We start from the raw sequence: 20,775 nt of genomic DNA on the forward strand, positions 1-20,775 counted from the left end.
TGACGCTTACAAGGAAATTCCACTGCCACGCATCACGAAGGCGCGCGACATACCACGCGCTCACGACACCTTGTGCCGCGAGCAGATTTCCGATGCAGCCCGAGGACCGCCAACACGTTCCGTTGCAGTGGGATTGCCCCCCAACTGCTAAGCTCGATTTGGTTAATTAGGGAGTATGGCAAAAAAAATGAGCTAGCATGGCGACAATGAGAAGCGCGGCTGATGCCTGCCGTTAGGCTAAAATTCCGCGGATAACCGAGCGGCCCGAGCATTTCCCGCGGTGGCCGGAGCCAGCGCTGGAGCGAGCTCAAGAGCGGGATCCACACTCTGCCATGTCGGCGCTGTGATCGCCTTGGAATAACGTCGGCCGCGACATGTCGTGTCGCTGTGGTGTCCCCTCGCCGACGGTCGTACGCCTGCATCGCAGCGTCGTCCGGGTTAGCCGGGGCCGAAAATCATATACAGCAACATCGTGCCAACAACGGCTGTCCAGCCGATCGAAGCGGCAACGGCCCACACCTGTACGGGCATTGGACGGTCCTTTGCAATTCAATGAAGCAAAACGAAGAGGCCGCTGGCGCTGGACAGCGACCTCTTGGACCCGATTTCAAATGAACGTCTTGGAAATAAAATCGCCGCCGGAGGTCCGCCATGATTAGACGACGAATTGGCAGCGACGGGAAGCCCAAGCAGCCCCATACCCGGCGAAACTGTTGAGACGTTGCGAGATCGACACACTATCTGCAACGAACTCCATCGCTCGACGCATCGCGGACCAAGACAGGCGCAAGTAGCGCTCAAGTCGGCATGAAAACGACAACTCGCGCTCCGGAATGGCCCGCCGGGTCGTGGAGCACGCCCGAGCACCGCAGCCCGTCGGGGAGCGAATCTCGACGTCCTCCCTGGGCGTTCTGCAAAAGCTGTGCGTTGCCAGGCAATTCGCAATTTATCCCATTTGGCGCCCTTTTGGCGCCGTGTTGGCGTCTCAGAACAGCTTGCTCCGGGGGCATCTTTACGCGCGGTTAAGGCTTGGAATCGTAAGTTCCGGGTGGGGACCTTTCGAGGGAAAGCGCATGCGACAGTTACGCCAACGCGTGGTTCAGAGAGATACTCTCGAAGCACGGCTTGCAGAGCGAGCCAGAGAGCTTCGGAACGAGGCCGCAGCTCTGGCCCCGTGTGCAGCCAAGGAAGCGCTGATCAAGCTCGCCCGGTACGCAGAGACAAATGCCCATTTGAGCGGGAGACTGTCCTCGCCGGGACTAATGCCCAATTGAATATCGGAAACCAATTCTGGGACTGCTGAGTAAGGCCGCCTTTTTTGGCGGCCTTCTTCATTTGGTTTCGCCCAGTACTCTTTGAACTCGTGATCTCGACGATCATCTCGCCACCTTCCTTGATGCCTGCTTCTGCCAGGCATGGGCGACGAGCCAGATCGATTCCAGGTCGATCCCCTCCGGCCGCTGCTCCGCCGAAAAGAAACAGCCCCGATCTGGGCGATAGACCGGGGCCGTTACCGGGGTGCGAGGCTTGGGCCTGAACTCACCCCGTCGGAGTTACACGGGGTTTTGTTGTTGCAATGATGGTGCGCCAATGGCCCAATCCGCTCCTGCAAGTGGCCTTACTTGGACAGCACCGACCGGGGCTCTGTGCCTATTTCAGCAGCCGTACCGGAGTGGTTGAAAGCTGCTTTTGCGCGGGAATGTAAGGCCGCCTCACTCGGCGGCCGCTTCATTGTCGCGGCCCGGGCGACGACTGGATCTCCGCCGGCGTCGCCAAGGTCAGGGGGAGACGGGGCTTCGGAGGTTGTGGCGGCCAACCTCGACCACTGAATTTACGTCTCTCTTGAATTTCGTCACCAGTAGTCTGCGATTGTTGCAGCGCGCTAATACCTTTGCCCCAAGAGGCGACGTGCTGTTGGATCTCTTAAGTTAGGACTAGTTCAGAATGGCAATTTGCCGCAGGCATTTGCCGATTTATCGTGTTCCCAGTCGTGCGGATTGGCGGACACCCACACCCCGACCAGACATATCGTGCGATAAGGGATCGCCGCTCCAGCCTAGGGAGCGACGGTCCCGCCCAATTGCGGAGCGATCAGCTCACTCGAAAACAGGTGGAATTCGGAATAGCAACGCTCACTAGCGCGAAAGCAAAATTGAGGCCCGCGTTGACCAATCGAGACGGCACGCTTGAGCGACAAACCATCAAGGGTTTTCTCGGGATTGAGAGCTCCGATGACGGGCTGGCATTCAGAGTTGATGTTGACGCCGATCATGGCTCGGCAATTTGGACGATTCCCTACAAGCACGCGATCTGGCTGGCCCAGGCGATCCTGGAGATTTCGCCCGTCGCTGTTGGCAGGCAGACTGCCGGCGGCGCTGTGGAAGGGACCAATCTCGTCGGTGAGCGTCTCAACGTCGAGAGAACCCGCGTGCTTGTGAAGGTGCGCTCCGACCATGCTGCGATCTCCGCTCAGGGCGCTTGGTCGTCCGACAAAACACCGGGCACCACAATTCTGATGGTCGACCAGTCGATCGCCGCAGATCTGGTCGAGCAACTTGGAGCGTTCCTGGCCTCGGCTCAGGCTCTATCACGACCATCGTAGTCGTTCTCACAATTGCGGAAATAGCGCGCGCTCGAAGCACTGGCTGCCGGCCGGCACCAGCCGAAAGCTGGCCGGTCACAGCCCCTCGGCACAGTCGCGCCGAAGGCACAAGTCGCAGGAGTGGGTAACCAGAAAGGGTCCGCACGTAGGTCGATTTCCCGATATAGTACCGCCATCCGCCCGGCCGAGGCTACGGTCACAGACGCCCGACGGCGTGGCCGCCAGAAGGATACGTGTGTGACCAGGCCAGCCCGATCATGGGATCATGCGCGATCATTGCAGCAGGATCCTTGTTCTCTCATCAAAGCGCGCTCGCGGTCCTCTGGCGTTGAACAAGAATGAGCATGCCCGACGCCGTCACCGATGTAAGCCTGGAGGCATTGAAGAGCACTGCCTGGCTTGAAAGTGCGTGGCAGGAGCTCGAAGCTCGGGCCAATCACTCGTTCTTTCTGTCCTGGCTCTGGATCGGCACCTGGCTGCGGCATATTCCGGATGGCACGCAACCACACGTCCTCGTAGCACGGTCGTCAGGCAAGATCGTCGGGTTGGCGATTATCGGCCGGCGGAGAGCCTGGAGTCTTGGACCGCATGCGCGGGCACGTTGGCTGCTCAATGAATCGGGAGATACCCGTTTCGACCGGCTGTTCATCGAGTGCAATAGCATTCTTGCAGAGCAACCGGACACCATTATCCCAGCAGGTCTCGACGCGCTGACATCCCGCTTGCGCCGCTCGGATCAGCTGGTGCTTTCCGGAATTGATGCAGGCCTCGAGTTGGCCGCTTGCCGCGCGGCGAGCCAGGCTGGGCTCGTCAGCGAGGTGAAACAGGCTGATACGGCCCTGTGGGTTGATTTCACGAAAGTCCGTCAGCAAAAGAAGGATTATCGCGCCACACTGGGCCGCAGCACTCGCCAGGCCGTGAGCCGTGCCATGAGGTTGTACGCTGAACGAGGCCCCCTTGAATTCCGGATTATGGAAACGACGACGGAAGCCTTGGCCGCGTTCGATCTGCTGAGCGACTTTCATCGGTCGCGATGGGGACGCAAGGGCGCTTTCGCCAATCCGGGCTTCCGTCCGTTCCACGAGGATCTCATCGCGCGCGGAATACCCACGGGAGCTGTCCGCATCTCACGGACGTTGGTTGCCGGCCAGACGATTGGGGTCGTGTACAATTTCGTGCACGGCGGCCGTGTCCTGAACTACCAAAGCGGTTTTCTCTATGAGAGCGATGGCCGGCTCAAGCCCGGGCTCGTCAGCCATGTGCTGGCCATCGAGGACAGCATCTCGCGCGGGGAAAGCGGCTACGACTTCCTGGCTGGCGGCGCTGGGCACAAGGCCCATCTGTCAAACAGCGAGTATGCCATGAAGTGGATCACGATCGGCAGAGACGGTCCGGAACGCCACATCGAGGCGAGGCTGCGCGAGGCCAAACGGACGCTACGAACGATCGTCACGAACCTGCCAAAAAAGAAGCTGCGGCTCTTCGGGTCAGCAAATGCAAATTGAACTTCCTGGCCACCAAACTGCCTAAACGTTGTCAATGGCCTCGATATGCACGCCTTTCACCGCCCTTCCAGATGGATCATCCATGCTCGCAAATTGCTGCGACCAGAGAAACGCGGTCGGCGTCGAACACGCGATCGAGGGACCGACGGGGACGGTTAGGCAGGCTGTCGGATTCTTGAAAATGCTGTCGAAGATCGTCCGATAGAAATATCCCTCCTTCGAGGTCGGTGTCTGCTTCGGAAAGCGCTCACCCGCCTCTGCGAACATCTGATCCGAGACCTTGCCTTCGGCATGATTCCTCAAGGACTCGATCCAGCCGTACCCCACTCCGTCTGAAAACTGTTCTTTTTGACGCCACAAGATCTCCTGCGGCAGCAGGTCGGTGAAAGCTTCCCGCAATATGCCCTTTTCGATCTTCGCACCGGGGCACATTTTTTCGGCAGGATTGATCGACATCGCGTAATCCAGGAATTCCTTGTCCAGGAACGGTACGCGGGCTTCCACCCCCCAAGCAGCGGTTGCCTTGTTCGCGCGACAGCAATCGTACCTGCTCAGCGCAAAGAGCTTTCGAACGGTCTCCTCGTGGAATTCTTCTGCTGATGGGGCCATGTGGAAGTAGAGATAGCCGCCGAACACTTCGTCGGCGCCTTCTCCAGACAGCACCATCTTGATGCCCATCGCCTTGATCTTGCGCGCCATCAGATACATCGGCGTGCCGGCACGGATGGTGGTGACATCGAAGGTTTCCAGGTGCCGGATCACATCGGGCAATGCGTCCAACCCGTCCTGCACGGTGAATACAACTTCATGATGGACCGTGCCGATGTGAGCCGCCACCTTACGCGCATATTTCATGTCGGGTGAATTTTCCAAGCCCACGGAGAACGAGTGTAGCCTTGGCCACCAAGCCTCCTCGGTCTCCCCAGACTCGATCCGCTTGAAGCGGTGCCGTGCTGCGAGCGCTGCGATGAGCGAGGAATCGAGCCCGCCGGAAATAAGTACCCCGTAAGGTACGTCGCACATCATTTGCTGTATGACTGCGGTCTCGAGCGACGTCCGGAGCTCGTGCAGCGACGCCTTTTTGGTTGGAAAGGCATGCGCCCACTCTGGATCATACCACCTGACGAATTCGCGGGCTTTGCCGCTATAGTAATGTCCCGGCGGAAACTCCTGGATCGTCTCGCACACCGGATCGAGAGCTTTCATTTCGCTGGCGACATATGTTACGCCGTCCCCGCTCCATCCGATATAAAGCGGCACTATGCCGATATGGTCTCGGGCGACGAAGAACTCGCCGGTACGTTCGTCGAAGAGGGCAAACGCAAAAATGCCACTCAGCATGTTGCACAGCGCTGGTCCGTACTCATCGTAGAGATACAGGATAATCTCGCAGTCCGATTTCGTTTTCCAATCGTGCGGCCGCTTCAGTGCGTCGCGCAGAACGACATGGTTGTAGATCTCTCCGTTCACAGCCAACGCCCGCCCCGCGACAACGTCGAGAAGGGGCTGGGCGCCGTGCTCTACGTCGACGATGGAAAGGCGTTCGTGCGCGAGCATCGCGCGGTCGTTGGAATAAATGCCGCTCCAATCCGGCCCACGGTGCCTGACCGTCTTCGCCATTTCCAGCGCCCGGCTGCGAGCCGATTCAAACGATTCTGTGAATTGGAATATGCCGACGAAGCCGCACAAGGTGATTAACCCCTCCGATGCCGGCTGATCTATCCCGCCACAATCAGCGCTTGCATTGAACTGAAATGCCCAACAGTGGCATTGAATTCGCAAGCTGAACAGCACACCATCCGAAGTAACCAGAATGCGTTGAGAGGCTGCCTGGAGGTAAGCGCCGTGTCGCGCCGCGCCCTCAGAGCGGCAGCGAGATCGGCATACGGCGGAAAAGCTGTTGCCTCAGGGCCTTGCCACGTCTGAGCGGCGATGCGCAGGCCCGGATCGCGTCACCGTCGATCCGGACCTTTCCAACTTCTGCATTGGGCCTGCGTGGCGCCCGGCTTGGTCCGGCGGCACAAGGCCTCGCCCAAGCAAGACGGCTGCTTACCGTTCCCGCAACGCTTCCTGCTTGTACCTCGCCAGCGGCGAGAGCAGGTAGCTGATGATCCTGCGCGTACCGGTCTTGATCTCGACCGTCACCGCCATGCCCGGGCCGAGCTTGACGAGCTTGTCCTCCACCTGCATGTGCGTCCGGTCGAGCGACACGCGCGCGGCATATTCCAGCTCCTGACCTTTCGGCTCGCTGCTGCTCATCGTGGCGCCCGATGCACGGTCATTCGACCCCTGCGTCCTGTCGCGCGTGATGGCATCCGTCGACACGCTGAGCACGTCGCCGTGAAGCAGTCCGTAGCGCGTGAAGCTGAAGGTATCGATCTTGATCTCCGCCTCCTGCCCCGGATGGACGAATCCGATATCGCGGTTGGAGAGCATGGCCTCGATCTCGAGCTGGCTTTCGCTGGGGACCACCACTGCGAGCGCCTGAGCCGGGGTCACCACGCCGCCCACCGTATGAACGGCAAGCTGCTGCACGACCCCGTCGACTGGCGCGGTCAGACGCTGGAGCTTCGTGCGCCGGTCCGCCTTGACAACCTCCTGCGCCGCACTGGCCGCCTTCTGCTCGGCCTTCGCAAGTGCGTCATAGGTCGCGCGACGATACTCCGCGGCAGCCTTTTCCTTGGTTTCCTTCAGTAGCGCGATCGCCGCATCGGCTTCGCGCAGCCGGCTCTTCTGCAGCACAAGATCCTGCTGCATGGCGACCAGCTCCTGATACTCGGTTAGATAGACGACCTTGGAAGCCAGTGCCTTTTCGACGAGGCCCTTGCGGATATCGACCCTCTCCTGCAGCACGGGGATGGTTGCTTCCAGCTTGGCAACGCTCGCCGATGTCGTGTCCCGCTCCGCCTCCTTCTGCCCCTGCTGCCGCTCGATTTCGGAAAGCTTGGCATTCTGCTCGGCGCGCTCGCTGATCAGGAACTGGCGATGCATCTCGATCTCGGCGGCGCTCGCGTTCTGCGGAGCACGGAAAGCGGCGAGCGGATCGGCTGTAAGTGCCGCCCGCAATCGCGCTGCGTCGAGTTCGGCCGCTAGCAGATCGCTCTTCTGACGCTCCTGGTCGGCTTCCGTCATCGTTGGGTCGAGCTCGATCAGAACGTCGCCGGCCTTCACGCTCTGGCCGTCGCGGACCTTGATGGCGCGGACCACACCCGTCTCGAACGGCTGGATCAGCTTGGTGCGGCCGCCGGGCACGATCTTGCCGGTCGCCGTGGCGACGATATCAACGCTGCCGAGCGTCGCCCACAAGAGCGCGATGCAGAACATTGCGATGATGCTCGCACCGATCGCACGCCCGATCGGTGACGGCGGCGATTCGGCGATTTCGAGCGCCGCCGGCAGAAATGCAAGCTCGTGCTCCCGGCGCCGGAGTTCGCGCCTCGGAAACGGGACGATGTTGCGACTAGCGGACGTCATGGATACCGGCCTGCAGGTAATGGAGATTGGCGTAACGGCCATTGGTCTGGATCAGCTCATCATGGCTGCCGTCCTCGACGATGCGGCCATGCTCGAGCGTGATGATCCGGTCGGCATTACGTACAGTCGACAACCGGTGAGCGATAACGACCACGGTCCGGCCGGCGGAAATCCGCCTCATGTTCTGCTGGATCGCGCGCTCACTTTCGTAATCCAGCGCGCTGGTCGCCTCGTCGAAGATCAGGATGCGCGGGTCGGTGATCAGCGCGCGCGCGATTGCGATACGCTGGCGTTGTCCGCCAGACAGGCTGCTGCCGCGCTCGCCCACGACGGTGTCGTAACCCTCGGGCAGTTCCAGGATGAAGTCGTGCGCGCCGGCCAGTATTGCCGCTTCGATGACACGCTCCATCGACATGGTCGGATCGGTCAGTGCGATGTTGTCCCTGATCGTGCAGTTGAACAGCACGTTTTCCTGCAGCACGACGCCGATCTGGCGCCGTAGCCAGCTCAGGTCGACCATTGCGAGGTCGACGCCGTCGACCAGCACGCGTCCGCTCTCCGGAACATAGAGACGCTGGATCAGCTTGGTGACGGTGCTCTTGCCCGACCCCGACGAGCCGACGATACCGATGACCTGGCCCGGCTCGATGCTGAAGGACACGTCGTGCAACACCTCGGGGCCGTCGATGCGATAGCGGAAGGTCACGTGCTCGAACTTCACCTGGCCGCGGATCGGCGGCAAAGCCGCGCGGGACGGCGTGAAACTCGGCTCCGGAATGGTGTTGAGGATGTCGCCGAGACGATCGATCGACAGACGGGCCTGGTGGAAGTCCTGCCAGACCTGCGCAAGCCGCAGCACCGGCGTGCTGACGCGCGCAGCCAGCATGTTGAACGCAACGAGTTCGCCGACGGTCAACTCTCCGCCAATCACCAGCCGCGCGCCGAAGTAAAGCGTCGCGGCGATGACCAGCTTGTTGATCATCTGAACGGCCTGGCTCGCCGTATTGTTCAGGCTGAGCACGCGGAAGCTGGCGGCGACATAGCCGGCGAGCTGCTCTTCCCAGCGGCGTTGCATCTGCGGCTCAACCGCCATGGCCTTCAAGGTCTCGACGCCGGTGACGCTTTCGACCAGGAAGGCCTGATTCTCGGAGCCGCGATTGAACTTCTCATCGAGGCGCGCGCGGAAGAGCGGCGCGGCTCCCGCCGATATGCCGATGTAGAATGGGAAAGACGCGAGCACGATCCAGGTCAACGTCGTCGAGTAGTAGAACATCACCACAAGGAAGACGACCGTGAACAGAAGGTCGATCACCAGCGTGAGTGCCGAACTCGTCAGGAACTGGCGGATGTTCTCCAGCTCCCGGACGCGCGCCACCGAATCCCCGACGCGGCGCGTCTGGAAATAGGCGATCGGCAGCGCCATCAGGTGACGAAACAGCCTGGCACCGAGCTCGACGTCGATACGGTTTGTCGTATGCGCGAACAGATAGACGCGCAGCGTCTCGAGAATGGCTTCGAACACAGTCAGCACGACGAGGCCGATAACCAGAACGTCGAGCGTGCTCATGCTTCGATGCACCAGCACCTTGTCGATGACCACCTGGAAGAACAACGGCGAGACGACGGCGAAGATCTGAAGGAAGAACGACGCCGCCAGCACCTCGCTGAGCAGGCGGCGATACTTCTGCATGGCGCCGACGAACCAGCCGATATCGAAGCGTCGCGCGAGATCGGTCAGTCTGGCGCGCCGGGCCATCAGAATGAGGCCACCATCCCAGATCGCCTCGAGCTGGGCCTGGGTAAGTGTTTCGGGGCGCGGAGACAGTGGGCGCTGAACGAGAAGCTTGCCGTCGATCAGCTTACCGAGAATCAGGAAGCTGCCGTCGCGCAGCAGTGCAATTCCCGGCAGCGGCGTGACCGCAAGCCTGTCCCAACTGGTCCGCTGCACCCTTGCCTTGAGCCCGAACTCCTTGGCGCAGCGCAAGATTTCAGTAACGCCAACGCGCGCCGCGCCGACCCGGTGGTGGATTTGGGCGGGATCGGCAGCAATTCCGTGGCAACGCAGCAAGATCGCGAGCGCAATGAGCCCGGATTCGTCGACGTCGTCGGGATCGGCGCTCTCAGCCGGGGATCCGCTATCCGCGGCCTCGTTCGCAACGTCGCCGGAAGCGGTAAAACGCGCCCGCATGCCGGACGCATTCGTCAACAAGGTATCGCGGGCCTTGGCCAAGCCGTCGCGGACAAGCATCAGCAGGCCACCGGCGTGGCGCATCAGGCCGGCGCCCAGGCCAACTGCTCGGGCGCCGATGTCGGCAACCGCATGACGTGCGCCGTGTGTGAGGCTCTGTGAGCCGGGCGAGATCAAGCCGCCATCCCAGATCGCCTCAAATTCCGCACGCGTCATCCGCCGCGGATGCGACGAGGTCGGGTGCAGCACAAGCGCTACCTGGTCCTCGATTTTTCCTAGAAGCAGGAATCCGCCGTCATGCAGCGAAGCGATGCCAGGCAGCTGTATGCCCGCCAGCCGCGGCCAATCCATTGTTGTCGCACGGACTTTGACCCCGAATTCGCGCGCGCAACGAAGCATTCCGCGGATGCCTATCCCATTGTCTCCGCAGCGATCGCGGAGCTGATCGGGTTCAGTGTTCACGCCATGAAGGCGCAGGAACAGAGCCAGCGCTCGAAACCCTAGATCTGGAGTTGCGTGGGCATTTCCGTTCTGGATCGCCATTTCGTTACTCTACCCTTCGCGGCTACCGCCTGCGTTTGTGGTCCTTTGCATGCACATGGAATTCCAATGACGCCTATCCAAGGATACGCGACATACGCGTGCTTGCGGCCAAAACGGCGCAAGCAATCATCAGAGCGTTAGGGCCTCGAACCGCGAGGAGATTTCAGCGCGACGGGATATTGAAATTGCCCCCCCGACTGGCTGAGCAGGTTGGTTAACGAGCAAAAATGGCGAAAAAACTTTCGAATTGTGGATTTATACACATGCAAGTTGTGCCCGGAAACTAACCTAAACTCAGGCGTTTTACGCTCACAACGAAGTATCGAATCAGAATTCTTACGGCGATTGTCCGTCAATCGGCGGCAGCCGGCAACCCTCCGTTGCGGATTGGCTTTTCAACCTCCCCTTCGCGGCTGCTGACCGACCACTCTTGCCGCTCGGTGTCCAAAAAGCTGACGGTGCCGCACCCGGGCGCAAGGTGCCCGGGTGCGGCGGTACGTTAGTGGTGCGGCTTCGTCAGGAACGAGTTCTGCATCCAGGCGGCGCCATTCGAAATCGCTGCCGCGATCTGTCCCCCGTCGACCCGACCGGAGCTACCGGCCAGATACTGGTTCAGCAGCGCGAAGCTATGGCTCGTCTGGGACCCCTTGGCCGTATCGTAATTCGCCAAAGAGGTGGTCTGCGGCACGGTGGCTGCCAGCGTATTGCTGGCCGAGCTAAGGTGGTGGTGCAGTCCATGGCCCTGGCTTGTCGTGCTCCCTGAGCTTGTCGTGCTCCCTGAGGTTGCGGACGGCCGAGGATCCGTGACGGTGATGGTCTGCGGCGTCGCCGACGTCACAGCCCCCGTCACCGGGTCCTTCGCGCTCGCGGTCAAGGTGAGAGTCGCGACCGGATGAGCACTGCCCCTGTAGTAGGACGTCAGCGTCAATCCGCTGGCGACCTGCGCAGAGCTCAGAGTGATGTTGCCACCCCTGAACGTCGTGCCGTCGCCGGTCGTGATCGTCTCATATTTCGGCAGCCCCTTGATGTTCAGGCTGACCTTATCGTTGGGATCGGTCGTCGACAGCGTTGTCCCCAGGTCGATATGACCGCCTCTGCCGTTCACCGTGAGTGAGCTGTCCGCGACGGAGAGCACCGGCGTGGTCACCGTCGGCGTCGACGGGGTTGTCGGCGTCGTCGGTGTGGTTGGCGTCGTCGGTGTAGTTGGCTGCGTCGGCATGATGGGCGTGTTCGAGATCTGAAGACCGGAGAATGTCTTCACCGCGCCCGAGAGATTAGCGGCAAGCCCTCCGGAATCCTTGATGCTCACGCCGCTCGCGAGATTGACCCCGGTGATGGCGAGCGCCGAGGTGTTCGTATTGGTCGACGCGACCGTCGTCTGGAAGGTGAGCGTATTTGTCCCGGAGCCACCAACATAGGTGGCGCTGGCGCCATCATTGAGCGACAGCGTCGGCTTGCCTGTGACGGTCACGGTCTCGCTCAAGGTGAGGGTCAACGTGACGACATCGCCGACATGCTCGGTCCCGGTCCCCGGCGAAGCGGACGCCTGCGTCACCGTCGGCGCGACGTTCGGGGTGGTGGGCTGCGTCGGCGTGGTGGGCTGCGTCGGTGTCGTCGGCTGCGTCGGCGCCGACGTCGCCGCCGATCCCGTCAACAGCGTCATGTTTCGGTAATCGACGGCGACGGTCTCGGGCGCCGTCGACCGATAGATTCCGTATTCCCAATTGGTGGCCTGCCCATAGCCCAGGGGGCCGCTGTAGTTCACGACCTGTGTCCCGTTGATCGAGACCTTCAAATAGCCGCCACCGGTGTTCGAAACGTCGGCCTGAATTTGGATATTGTTGTACACGCCCGTCTGGATCGGATTGGGGTCGGTCCAGAGCGTGAGCATCTGCACATTGCCGGCCCCGTTGCTCGGGTTCTGACCCGGCTGGACATATCTGGCGACAACCTGCAGATGATCGCCGACAAGCTGGATCGCAAACGGCGGCGAGGTGCCCACGCCGCTCGAGTTATCATCATTGTGCATCTGCCCGACGATGAACCAGCCATCTGCCGTATTCGTAAATGACCCATTTGGGCCATTTGCCTCCACCATGAACTGATAGTTCAAGTTGATCGGAGTGCCGCCGGGAATGTTGCCCGCGCCCGAAACCTCGGAGCGGTCGACAGATGAGTCGTCGTACCAGGCATGATCACCCTGCTGGACTTGGAAGCGCAGAGTTTGCGCGTCAGGATTGGTCAGGCTGTAGCTCGTGCTCGCATCCTGCACGCCGTAGACGTCGCCCCCGATCGAAAACCTCGTCATCGGTGTGGAAGAAAATGATGTGATTGTCCCAGTCGTATCCAATTCAGGCCTCCATGGGTCAAGAGATGCTTCTCTTTGACGCTTACAAGGGAATTTCCGGCCGCAGCGCGAAGGCGCGCGACATACCACGCACTCGCAACGCCTACGCCACGAGCGGATTTTCGATGCATCGCAGCATCAACTGCGTGCACATTCCGATGCAGTGCGAATCGCCCATCCCCAACTGCTGGGTCGGTTGGTTAATGAGCGAGTATGGCGAAAAAATTATTTAACATGGCGATAGTTTGAAACTGCAAAACCGGCGGCGCCGGCGGCATGTGCTTGCCGTTGCAGCTAAATTCAGCGTGATCGTCACAGGAGAAATAAAAAAGTTCTCCACTTATATTAACAATGAGACGCTCGCCATCGTGAGCGATCCCTGATCCCGCCGAATGCAGCCCTTCTTGCATATAGCTTCTGGTGATCAAGCTTGCCGATGCAAAGTGTCAGCGTCCTGCGCAGCATGCGGGCGCTCTTCGGATGAGTAAGCTGTCAATTCCAAAGCTGGCGAAGGCCTCGACACGAGTCGCTCACATCAAGCAATTGACGACCGGGATTGGTGACCCAATCGGAATGGTCGGGCGCTCCACCGGCCCGCCGTCGTCAACCGCCTCTCGCATCGGCAACGCTGCGCATCGTCACGGGAAAGACAGCCGCGAAAGGAAGAAATGGCCAAGCAATCCGGACACGCAGGGCGCCCGGGCCGCCTCATCCGATTGCTGAATTTCAGCAGCCCGAATCTCCCTCGCAAGCAAGTCGAGAGGACATGATGACGCAATCTCCAAGGATTAACCCGCTTGCCCCATTGAGGGTCACCCGTAGCCACAGCAATGTCCTGACACAAGAAGCTGGCAGGGGTCATGTGCGGGATTTTTGGCTGGGCACTTCGGGGCAAGCACCGGCAAGATTACGACACTCTTGTCCGCCTCACCAATCTCATGAAGCACAGGGGCCCCGACGGCGCCGGCTACTGGCAAGGCGACACCGCCGGCGGGCACCATCAGGTCAGCTTGGGACATAGGCGTCTCTCGATCATCGATCTGGAGGGCGGAGCCCAGCCGATGTGGAGCGCTGATGGCTCGATCGGTCTCGTATTCAACGGAGAGATCTACAACTACGTTGAGCTGCGCGAGGAACTCGTCTCTCTTGGACATGCCTTTCGGACGTCCTCCGATACGGAAGTGCTGATTGAAGCCTACCGGGCCTGGGGACTGGACTCGATCAGGCGGTTCCGCGGCATGTTCGCGTTCGGGCTATGGGACGCGAGGACCCAACAACTTGTCCTGGCGCGCGACCCATTCGGCAAGAAGCCGCTGTTCATAGCCGAGCACGCAGGTCTTTTGTTTGCGTCGGAAATCGAGCCCCTGCTCAAGTTCCCGGGCATGAATACCCAGATCGACCCCCATGCCGTCGAGCACTATCTCCTCAATCGATATGTCCCCGGCCCCAGAACGTTCTTTCAAGCCGTGCGTAAGCTTCCTCCCGGCTGCCACCTGGTGTGGCGGGACGGACGCTCCGACATCACCCGGTATTTCACACCACCGTTGGCAACGGCAGAGCCCGACATCACGGACTTTGGCGAGGCAGTCCGGATGTTCAAGGCGACATTCGATGATGCCGTACGGATTCGCATGCGGAGTGACGTTGCGTTTGGAGCCTACCTGTCCGGCGGCCTCGATTCGTCTGCGGTTGTGGCCGCTATGGTCCGCCATAGCTCTGAGCGCGTGCGCACCTTCTCAGTTGGCTTTCGTGAAGCCAGCTACTCCGAGCTTGATCATGCCCGCACCATAGCTCGTCAATTCGACACCAATCACGAGGAGATCGTGCTGGAGCCGCACGACTTCTTGAAGAGCTGGCCGACCGCTGTGCTGCGTCGCGGCGCCCCCGCGGCCGAGCCGGCCGATATTCCAGTTATGATGCTGTCGCATATGGCGGCGAGCAAGGTGAAAATGGTCCTTACCGGAGAAGGAGCGGACGAACTTCTGGGCGGCTATCCCAAGCATCGAGCCGAGCTCTGGATCGAGCTCTACCAGCGGCTGGTTCCGCAGGCCATTCACGACCGCATCATATCACCCGCAATGCGTGCACTCCCGTACGATATGCGTCGCGCCAAGGTCCTGTCCAATGCAGCGGGCGAGCGCGATTGGCCGAGCCGGATGCAACTCTGGTTTGGCGGCGTTTCCCTTAACGAACGGGACCGCATTATCGGACGCCCCCTCGCCGTAACGCCGCCGGATTCCCATCCGTTCTCGATGGCCGTCGGGTCGAATGTCCGGCGCACGCTGTTCTTCGATCAGACGTCGTGGCTACCCGACAACCTCCTTGAACGTGCTGACCGAATGATGATGGCAGGCTCGATTGAGGGCAGGATGCCATTCATGGACACAAGTCTCGCCAACCTTGTGGCGCGGTTTCCGGACAGCTTCCTGGTCGGTCGGAGCGGCGGCAAGTCAGTATTGCGAGCAGCGATGCAGCACACTCTTCCTCCGGGGACTCTGACGCGCAAGAAGATCGGATTCCGCGTGCCAATCGAGGAGTGGTTTCGCGGTCCCTATCGCGAATTCATCTCGGATCTGCTGGTATGCGACGGTGCGCGTGTGGCATCCTTCTGCGACCGGGATGTCTTGAGGCAGTTGGTCAACGAGCATCTCGCCCGCCGTCAGAACCACGAAAAGGTGCTTTGGTCCCTGGCCAACCTGGAACTGTTCTTGCGAGCCTTCAAGCCGTCAAGTCTGGACTCTCTAGAGAAGCATTCCGTTCCGGAACCGATCTGAACGCCCGAGGCAAACACGGTCGATACGGCGATCGGAACCAAGCGCCACAGTAGACTGGGGCTTGGCCAGATGTTGTCAGGAATAAGAAACCACCAAACGATCAATCGACCATATCGCTCGTGGCCGCGCCATGCCACGTCGCGCGCGCTCTCTTGCGCGCCACTTTCCGATAAAGGGCCAGATATGCATCGCGCATCGCATCCAGTGAGAATGCCGTCTCAACGCGCCGGCGTCCTGCGGCACCAAAACGATCAGCGAGCTCAGCATTGTCGAGGAGCTCAAGCACGCGATCGGTCAAAGCGCCGGCGTCATGGCTCGGCACAAGAAATCCGGTCTGCCCCTCCAGAACCAACTCGGAAGTGCCTCCATCGTCGGTTGCCACAACCGGCTTACCCAATGCCATGCATTCGGTTATTGCGTTGGAAATGCCTTCCCCGTGCAAACGGCTATTGGTGGTGAGAACGCCGACTGTGAAGAGATTGACAATGCTCTCTATGTCGTTCCGCCGCCCCAGAAGCTTTATGCGATGCGAATGTTCAGTCGGGATGCTGTCGCGCACCTGCTCCAGCATATCACCGCTACCGATAGCCAAAAACGTTATATCCTCCCTAAGACGGCAAATGCGGCGTGCCATCTCAACGAAGGTCGCATAGTCCTTTCTGGGCGTGAAGTTAGCGACCATCCCGACAATGTGAGGCGTCGCAATTCCCAGAACGGTGCGAAGCTCCGTCTCATTCTTTAGGTTCGAGACCCTTTCAGGACTGAACCCGTTGTAGATGCATAGACCTTTGCGCTCGGGAATTCCGTAGGCAGCCAGACCTGCACGCGAGTTGGCAACAACAACGTCCGAAAACGGGATCGTCAGCTTGCCTCTCAAGTACCCCTCGGTCCACAGCGTCATATGCGAGGGCGCATCTCGCACGAACCCATTTACGAAAGCTGCCCCGCACACTTTCGCAACCGGCGCTGCATAGATGGAGCACATCGAGCCCCACGAGTGGATGATATCTATTCTCAGGTCGGTGACCAGTTCGCACAGACTCTTGAAAAGGCGCAAATCCTTTCTGCCTCTGCGATTGAGTTGAATGACTTGCGCGTGTTCGCGATCAATCTCGAGGCGAACCTCATCCTTGTCCATGACAGCGACGAATGACCTTACGTCACTGTGAGCGGCGAGCCCCTTCAGCAATTCGACGATTTGTCGCTCTTTCCCTCCCGGGCCAAGGCGTTCAATAAGGTGCAAGATGCGCATCTCAACGGCCTTCCCGAGTGAACCGATGCGGTCCACCTCGCAGTGAGTGGTTCAGCGCTACATTCACCGTTGGGACCCCAGTAGCATGTGGGCCGCCGACTGAATGCCACTGATGCGCGCCTCGAATCTGGCTGTCGTATCGAATGGCCCCCCAACGCCGAGGCGAGGAAGCGCAAAATGATCTGATTTGAGATCAGACAGGTGCCCATGCCGCGTTGTCACTGCGGTTGAAAAGCCGATCTCCTTCGCAAGGCCCGCTTCTCTCGGGCCGCATGCTTTGGAGTCACCGTAAGGATAAGCAAAGTGCTGAACCGGAACCTGCAGCAATTGCTCCAGATAGCGGCGGTTATCTGCCATTTCGGCCCGTGCAGACTCAGTATCAAGGCACGATAAGGCGGCATGGGACTCGGTGTGACCGCCGATTGACGCCAGAGGATGCCGCGCCAGGGCTTGAAGCTCGCGCTCATCCAGAAAGTAAGCGTCATTCAAGGCCGATACCGACAGATCTGCCTTTCTGAACGTTGGATCAAGCATTGCGATCCGGTGATAATCTTGGTGAATCCACTCAGTTACTTCGTTCAAACCCGCCATCTTGTCGCGCAGTCGGGGGCAATGGAATCGCCTGTCCATCGCATCGATCGTTACCGTGTCTTCTGACCGAAACATTTCGCGCAACCCCAGCCACCACGCCTGCAACGTCCGTTTTGGCGCGCCAGTGGGAACGTAGATCGTGAACGGAGCATTGTATCGCTCGAGGATCGGAAGCGCGGTCGCGACATTGTCCCGGTAGCCATCGTCAAAGGTAAGCGCCGCATAGCGGCCACCCTCCCCGGACTCCGACGCCAATCGCTCGACAGATGTCGCCAGGCTCACAATCTCCCAGCCTTCTTGCCGCAGCCAATTGAGCGAATATTCAAAAAGGCCGACTGAAGTCCCGGTCATCAATTCCGAGCGGCTATCCTGCTGGACCTCATGGAACATCAAGATAGCCGCACGACCGGCAAAGATCTTGCTGAGGGCTGGCATCAGGCCAGACCAACGGGCAATTTCGATTACGCTGTTCGTGAGAAGCTGCTTCACTCTAGCTCACCGTAAGAACACAAACCGCACGCCTCCGCCGGCCGACGCGACGATCCCGGCGACGACGTTTCTCAGAGAACCGCATTACTATCATCCACTCCGTAGCAAGCGCCTGCCTACCGTTCTTGCCCTGAAGTTCGACAGGACATCGGCATATACACCGACGATTCTCTCCACGGTGAGCGCCTGGTCATATCTCGCCACGGCCGCCCGCCCCTGAAACTCGCCGTTCAGCGACCAATCAAAGGCCTCTCGAAGGCTGCGCGCAATCGCGCCGGCGTCCGGCGGACATATCCACGTCCCCGCGATGCCATTTAACTGTTCACGGACGTCGCCGACGTCGGTCGAGACCACTGGAAGATTGCACGCGAGAGCTTCCTTGATTGAGGTCGGCGACCCCTCATAATCCGAGCTGAGAAGCAGGGCGTTTGCCGCGCTGTAATACCAGGGCATTTCCTCGTTCGGCACGTTGATGACCGTCATCAACTGCGCGTCGACGCCCTCCTGCACCAGCCGATCGACTGACGCTCTTGCCAGATCATATCGCTTCTCAGGGCGTGTCGGATCGAACGGAAACAGGACGACGAACTTGTCGTTAGGCCATTGCAGCCGCGCTCGCGCTTCGTTGCGGTCGTACGGCTTGAATACGTCGAGGTTGACCCCGCAGGGAATCACGGTCGCGGGAATCCGCTTCCGCATCTCCTCTGACACGACGATAATGGCATCGGCGAAGTGCGACACAAGTCGCGTGGACAGCCTTTCAAGGACATTCCCAAGCACGTCGGTCCCGTGCAGTGTGATGACGAGTGGCGCCCGCAACCGAAACATTGCGGGATAGGCCGAATATCCGTAGTGCGCATGAACGACGTCGTATTTCGTCACGCCAGTCATTCGCATGACATCAAAAGTGCCCTTCAGATAGTTCAGCTTCGATTGGGACCCGACAATATTGATGACGTCGACCGTATGGCCGAACCGGCGCAATTGCTCTACCTGCTGGTACACAAAGGCTCCGGACCCTGGTCTCTCCGGGCTCGGATACATGTTGGTGACACAGAGGATCCTCACGACTACTCCCCTGAGGTTTTGGCAGTGCCGCCAGCCCCGTTGAGCTTTCGTCGGACTTCAGCAGGGACGCCCGTCACGAGCGTGTTGTCCGGCACGTCTTTCGTCACCACCGCGCCGGCGCCGACGATTGCGCCAACACCGATTCTGACGCCCGGCAGCAGATTGGCTCCCACGCCGATCGCCGCCCCGCGCGCGATAGTGGGCCCGAGCATCGGCGAGCCATCGTAGCCGTTCCGGCCGATCGCGTTGTCGTTCGAGGTGCCGACGCCGCCCGATATGAACACATCGTCTTCGATCGTCATGTTGCCGGCCAGCCAGGTGTGATCCTGTACCCGGACGCGGTCGCCAACACGCGTGTTGTAATTGACCGTAACGTAACGTCCGACAACCGTCTTCGAGCCGATCCGCGATTGTTCACGGATCGAGGCGCCATCACCGATCAAGGTCCCCGCGCCGAGCGAGACGTCGTAGAAAATGACCGCATGCGGTCCGATCGAACAATCGGCGCCGATATCGATCCACGCCTCAAAATGTGGCGCCCGCGACAACGCGCCGGCACCCTTGGGTACTTTTCCGATATAGGCTCCCGGGAAGATCTCGACATTGTCCCCTATTCTCACGCCACTCTCGATCACGACATGCGGGTGGATGACCACCCTGTTGCCGATCGTGACACCTGACCGCACCACGGCGAACTCGGCGATCGTCACGTCCGCACCGATCGCCTCGGTCTCGACCACCGCCTGTGCACTAATTCGGCTCATCGTCACACCTTCCCGCCGCCGGCGTGCATCGCGACGGGCTCCCGCTGCCGTTCCTGGTGCGTTTCGCGCTCCGCAACCGCAAGCACAGTCGCAGCCACCCGGCGCACCTGGTCACGCGTGAGCTCCGGGAACATCGGTAGCGACAGTGATCGAGCCGCCATCGCTTCGCAACACGGCAAATCACCCTGCTTGTAGCCGAGATAGGCGAACGCCGGCTGGAGATGCAGCGGCACCGGATAGTGGATTCCGCTCGCCACGCCGACCTCGTCGAGCCGCTTGCGCATTGCGTCCCGCTCGTTCGTGATGATCACGTACAAATGGTAGACGTGCGTGGATCCCGTTCGGACGAAAGGTGTCTTGATGCCCGGATGTCTCAGCTCCGCGGTGTACCACTCCGCAGCACGCCGCCGATGTTCGTTCCATTCGTCCAGGCGTCGGAGCTTGACCTGCAGAACTGCGGCCTGGAGAGCATCGAGCCTGCTGTTGAACCCGACCTCGGCGTGATGGTAGTGGTTCGTCCGACCGTGGTCGCGCAACCGTTCGATCCGCTCGGCGATCGCCGCATTGTTGGTGGTGACGGCTCCCCCATCACCGTATGCTCCGAGGTTCTTCCCCGGGTAAAACGAAAAACAGGCTATGTCGCCGAGCGCCCCGGTTCGGATCCCCTGATACTCCGCTCCATGCGCTTGGGCTGCGTCCTCAATCACGAAGAGGCCGCGCCGCCGTGCGATGTCCTTGATTGGGCCCATGTCAGCCGGCTGGCCAAAGAGGTGGACTGGAACGATCGCCTTGGTACGGCTGGTCAGGGCGCGCTCGATCAACCTCGGATCGATCGTGTGGGTATCGGGATCGATATCGACGAATACCGGCTGCGCTCCTGTCGCTACGATCGCAGCAGCGGTCGCGATGAAAGTGTGGGCGGTCGTGATCACCTCATCACCATGACCGACACCCAACGCCCGCAGCGCCAGATGAATGGCGTCCGTGCCGCTCGCCACACCGCGCGCATAGGGCACCTGGCAATAGGCGGCGAAGTCTCGTTCGAACGAAGCCAATGCTTCGCCCCCGATGAACTGCGTGGATTCGAGAACGCCTTGAATTGCCTCGGCTACCTCATCCTTTAGTGTCGCATATTGTGCCTTGAGATCTACGAACGGAATTTTCATTTTTCAGCCTCA

12 protein-coding genes are annotated in these 20,775 nt (G+C 60.3%); 3 read left to right on the plus strand and 9 right to left on the minus strand.

From position 1 onward, the window contains the following. Positions 1 to 2,164 precede the first annotated feature (2,164 nt). Positions 2,165 to 2,602, plus strand: a complete 438-nt coding sequence (locus tag BraRD5C2_RS27180; protein WP_194455079.1) for a hypothetical protein — start codon at positions 2,165 to 2,167, stop codon at positions 2,600 to 2,602. A gap of 344 nt (positions 2,603 to 2,946) precedes the next feature. Beyond that, positions 2,947 to 4,107, plus strand: a complete 1,161-nt coding sequence (locus tag BraRD5C2_RS27185; protein ID WP_223973861.1) for a GNAT family N-acetyltransferase — start codon at positions 2,947 to 2,949, stop codon at positions 4,105 to 4,107. Between the two features lie 21 nt (positions 4,108 to 4,128). Here the strand turns inward: BraRD5C2_RS27185 and asnB (BraRD5C2_RS27190) are convergent, their stop codons facing one another. The 4 genes from asnB (BraRD5C2_RS27190) to BraRD5C2_RS27205 all read right to left on the minus strand — a co-directional run bounded on the left by asnB (BraRD5C2_RS27190) (position 4,129) and on the right by BraRD5C2_RS27205 (position 12,662). After that, a complete protein-coding gene (gene asnB, locus BraRD5C2_RS27190; RefSeq protein WP_223973862.1) occupies positions 4,129 to 5,796 on the minus strand; it encodes an asparagine synthase B in 1,668 nt (555 codons plus the stop codon). Positions 5,797 to 6,156: 360 nt separating this feature from the next. After that, positions 6,157 to 7,581, minus strand: a complete 1,425-nt coding sequence (locus BraRD5C2_RS27195; RefSeq protein ID WP_223973864.1) for an HlyD family type I secretion periplasmic adaptor subunit — start codon at positions 7,579 to 7,581, stop codon at positions 6,157 to 6,159. Beyond that, positions 7,568 to 10,312 (minus strand): type I secretion system permease/ATPase, encoded by a 2,745-nt coding sequence (locus BraRD5C2_RS27200; RefSeq protein WP_223973866.1) that lies wholly within the window; start codon positions 10,310 to 10,312, stop codon positions 7,568 to 7,570. The genes BraRD5C2_RS27195 and BraRD5C2_RS27200 overlap by 14 nt, the downstream gene beginning before the upstream one ends. Positions 10,313 to 10,811: 499 nt before the next feature. Next, positions 10,812 to 12,662 (minus strand): heparin lyase I family protein, encoded by a 1,851-nt coding sequence (locus tag BraRD5C2_RS27205; protein ID WP_223973868.1) that lies wholly within the window; start codon positions 12,660 to 12,662, stop codon positions 10,812 to 10,814. A gap of 857 nt (positions 12,663 to 13,519) precedes the next feature. Here BraRD5C2_RS27205 and asnB (BraRD5C2_RS27210) point away from each other — a divergent pair. Next, complete coding sequence (gene asnB, locus BraRD5C2_RS27210) at positions 13,520 to 15,433, plus strand: asparagine synthase (glutamine-hydrolyzing) (protein ID WP_223973870.1); 1,914 nt, start codon at positions 13,520 to 13,522, stop codon at positions 15,431 to 15,433. A gap of 100 nt (positions 15,434 to 15,533) precedes the next feature. On the opposite strand, the gene BraRD5C2_RS27215 is transcribed toward asnB (BraRD5C2_RS27210), so the two are convergent. The 5 genes from BraRD5C2_RS27215 to BraRD5C2_RS27240 form a co-directional block, all read right to left on the minus strand. Continuing rightward, entirely contained in the window at positions 15,534 to 16,685 is a 1,152-nt protein-coding gene (locus BraRD5C2_RS27215) for a glycosyltransferase (RefSeq protein ID WP_223973872.1), read from the minus strand. Between the two features lie 63 nt (positions 16,686 to 16,748). Continuing rightward, on the minus strand, positions 16,749 to 17,765 hold the full coding sequence (locus tag BraRD5C2_RS27220; RefSeq protein ID WP_223973883.1) for a polysaccharide deacetylase family protein: 1,017 nt from the start codon (positions 17,763 to 17,765) through the stop codon (positions 16,749 to 16,751). Between the two features lie 90 nt (positions 17,766 to 17,855). After that, positions 17,856 to 18,809 carry a glycosyltransferase gene (locus tag BraRD5C2_RS27225; RefSeq protein WP_249788364.1) on the minus strand — a complete coding sequence of 318 codons (954 nt, stop codon included), beginning with the start codon at positions 18,807 to 18,809 and terminating at the stop codon, positions 17,856 to 17,858. A gap of 26 nt (positions 18,810 to 18,835) precedes the next feature. Then, positions 18,836 to 19,573, minus strand: coding sequence for an acyltransferase (locus BraRD5C2_RS39440; RefSeq protein ID WP_275945291.1), 738 nt, complete (start codon positions 19,571 to 19,573; stop codon positions 18,836 to 18,838). Positions 19,574 to 19,599: 26 nt separating this feature from the next. Further along, positions 19,600 to 20,763: a DegT/DnrJ/EryC1/StrS family aminotransferase gene (locus BraRD5C2_RS27240; protein WP_223973887.1), complete on the minus strand. Its 1,164-nt coding sequence runs from the start codon at positions 20,761 to 20,763 to the stop codon at positions 19,600 to 19,602. Positions 20,764 to 20,775: the final 12 nt, after the last annotated feature.

Source organism: Bradyrhizobium sp. RD5-C2 (genome assembly GCF_019972155.1).
GTDB lineage: Bacteria > Pseudomonadota > Alphaproteobacteria > Rhizobiales > Xanthobacteraceae > Bradyrhizobium.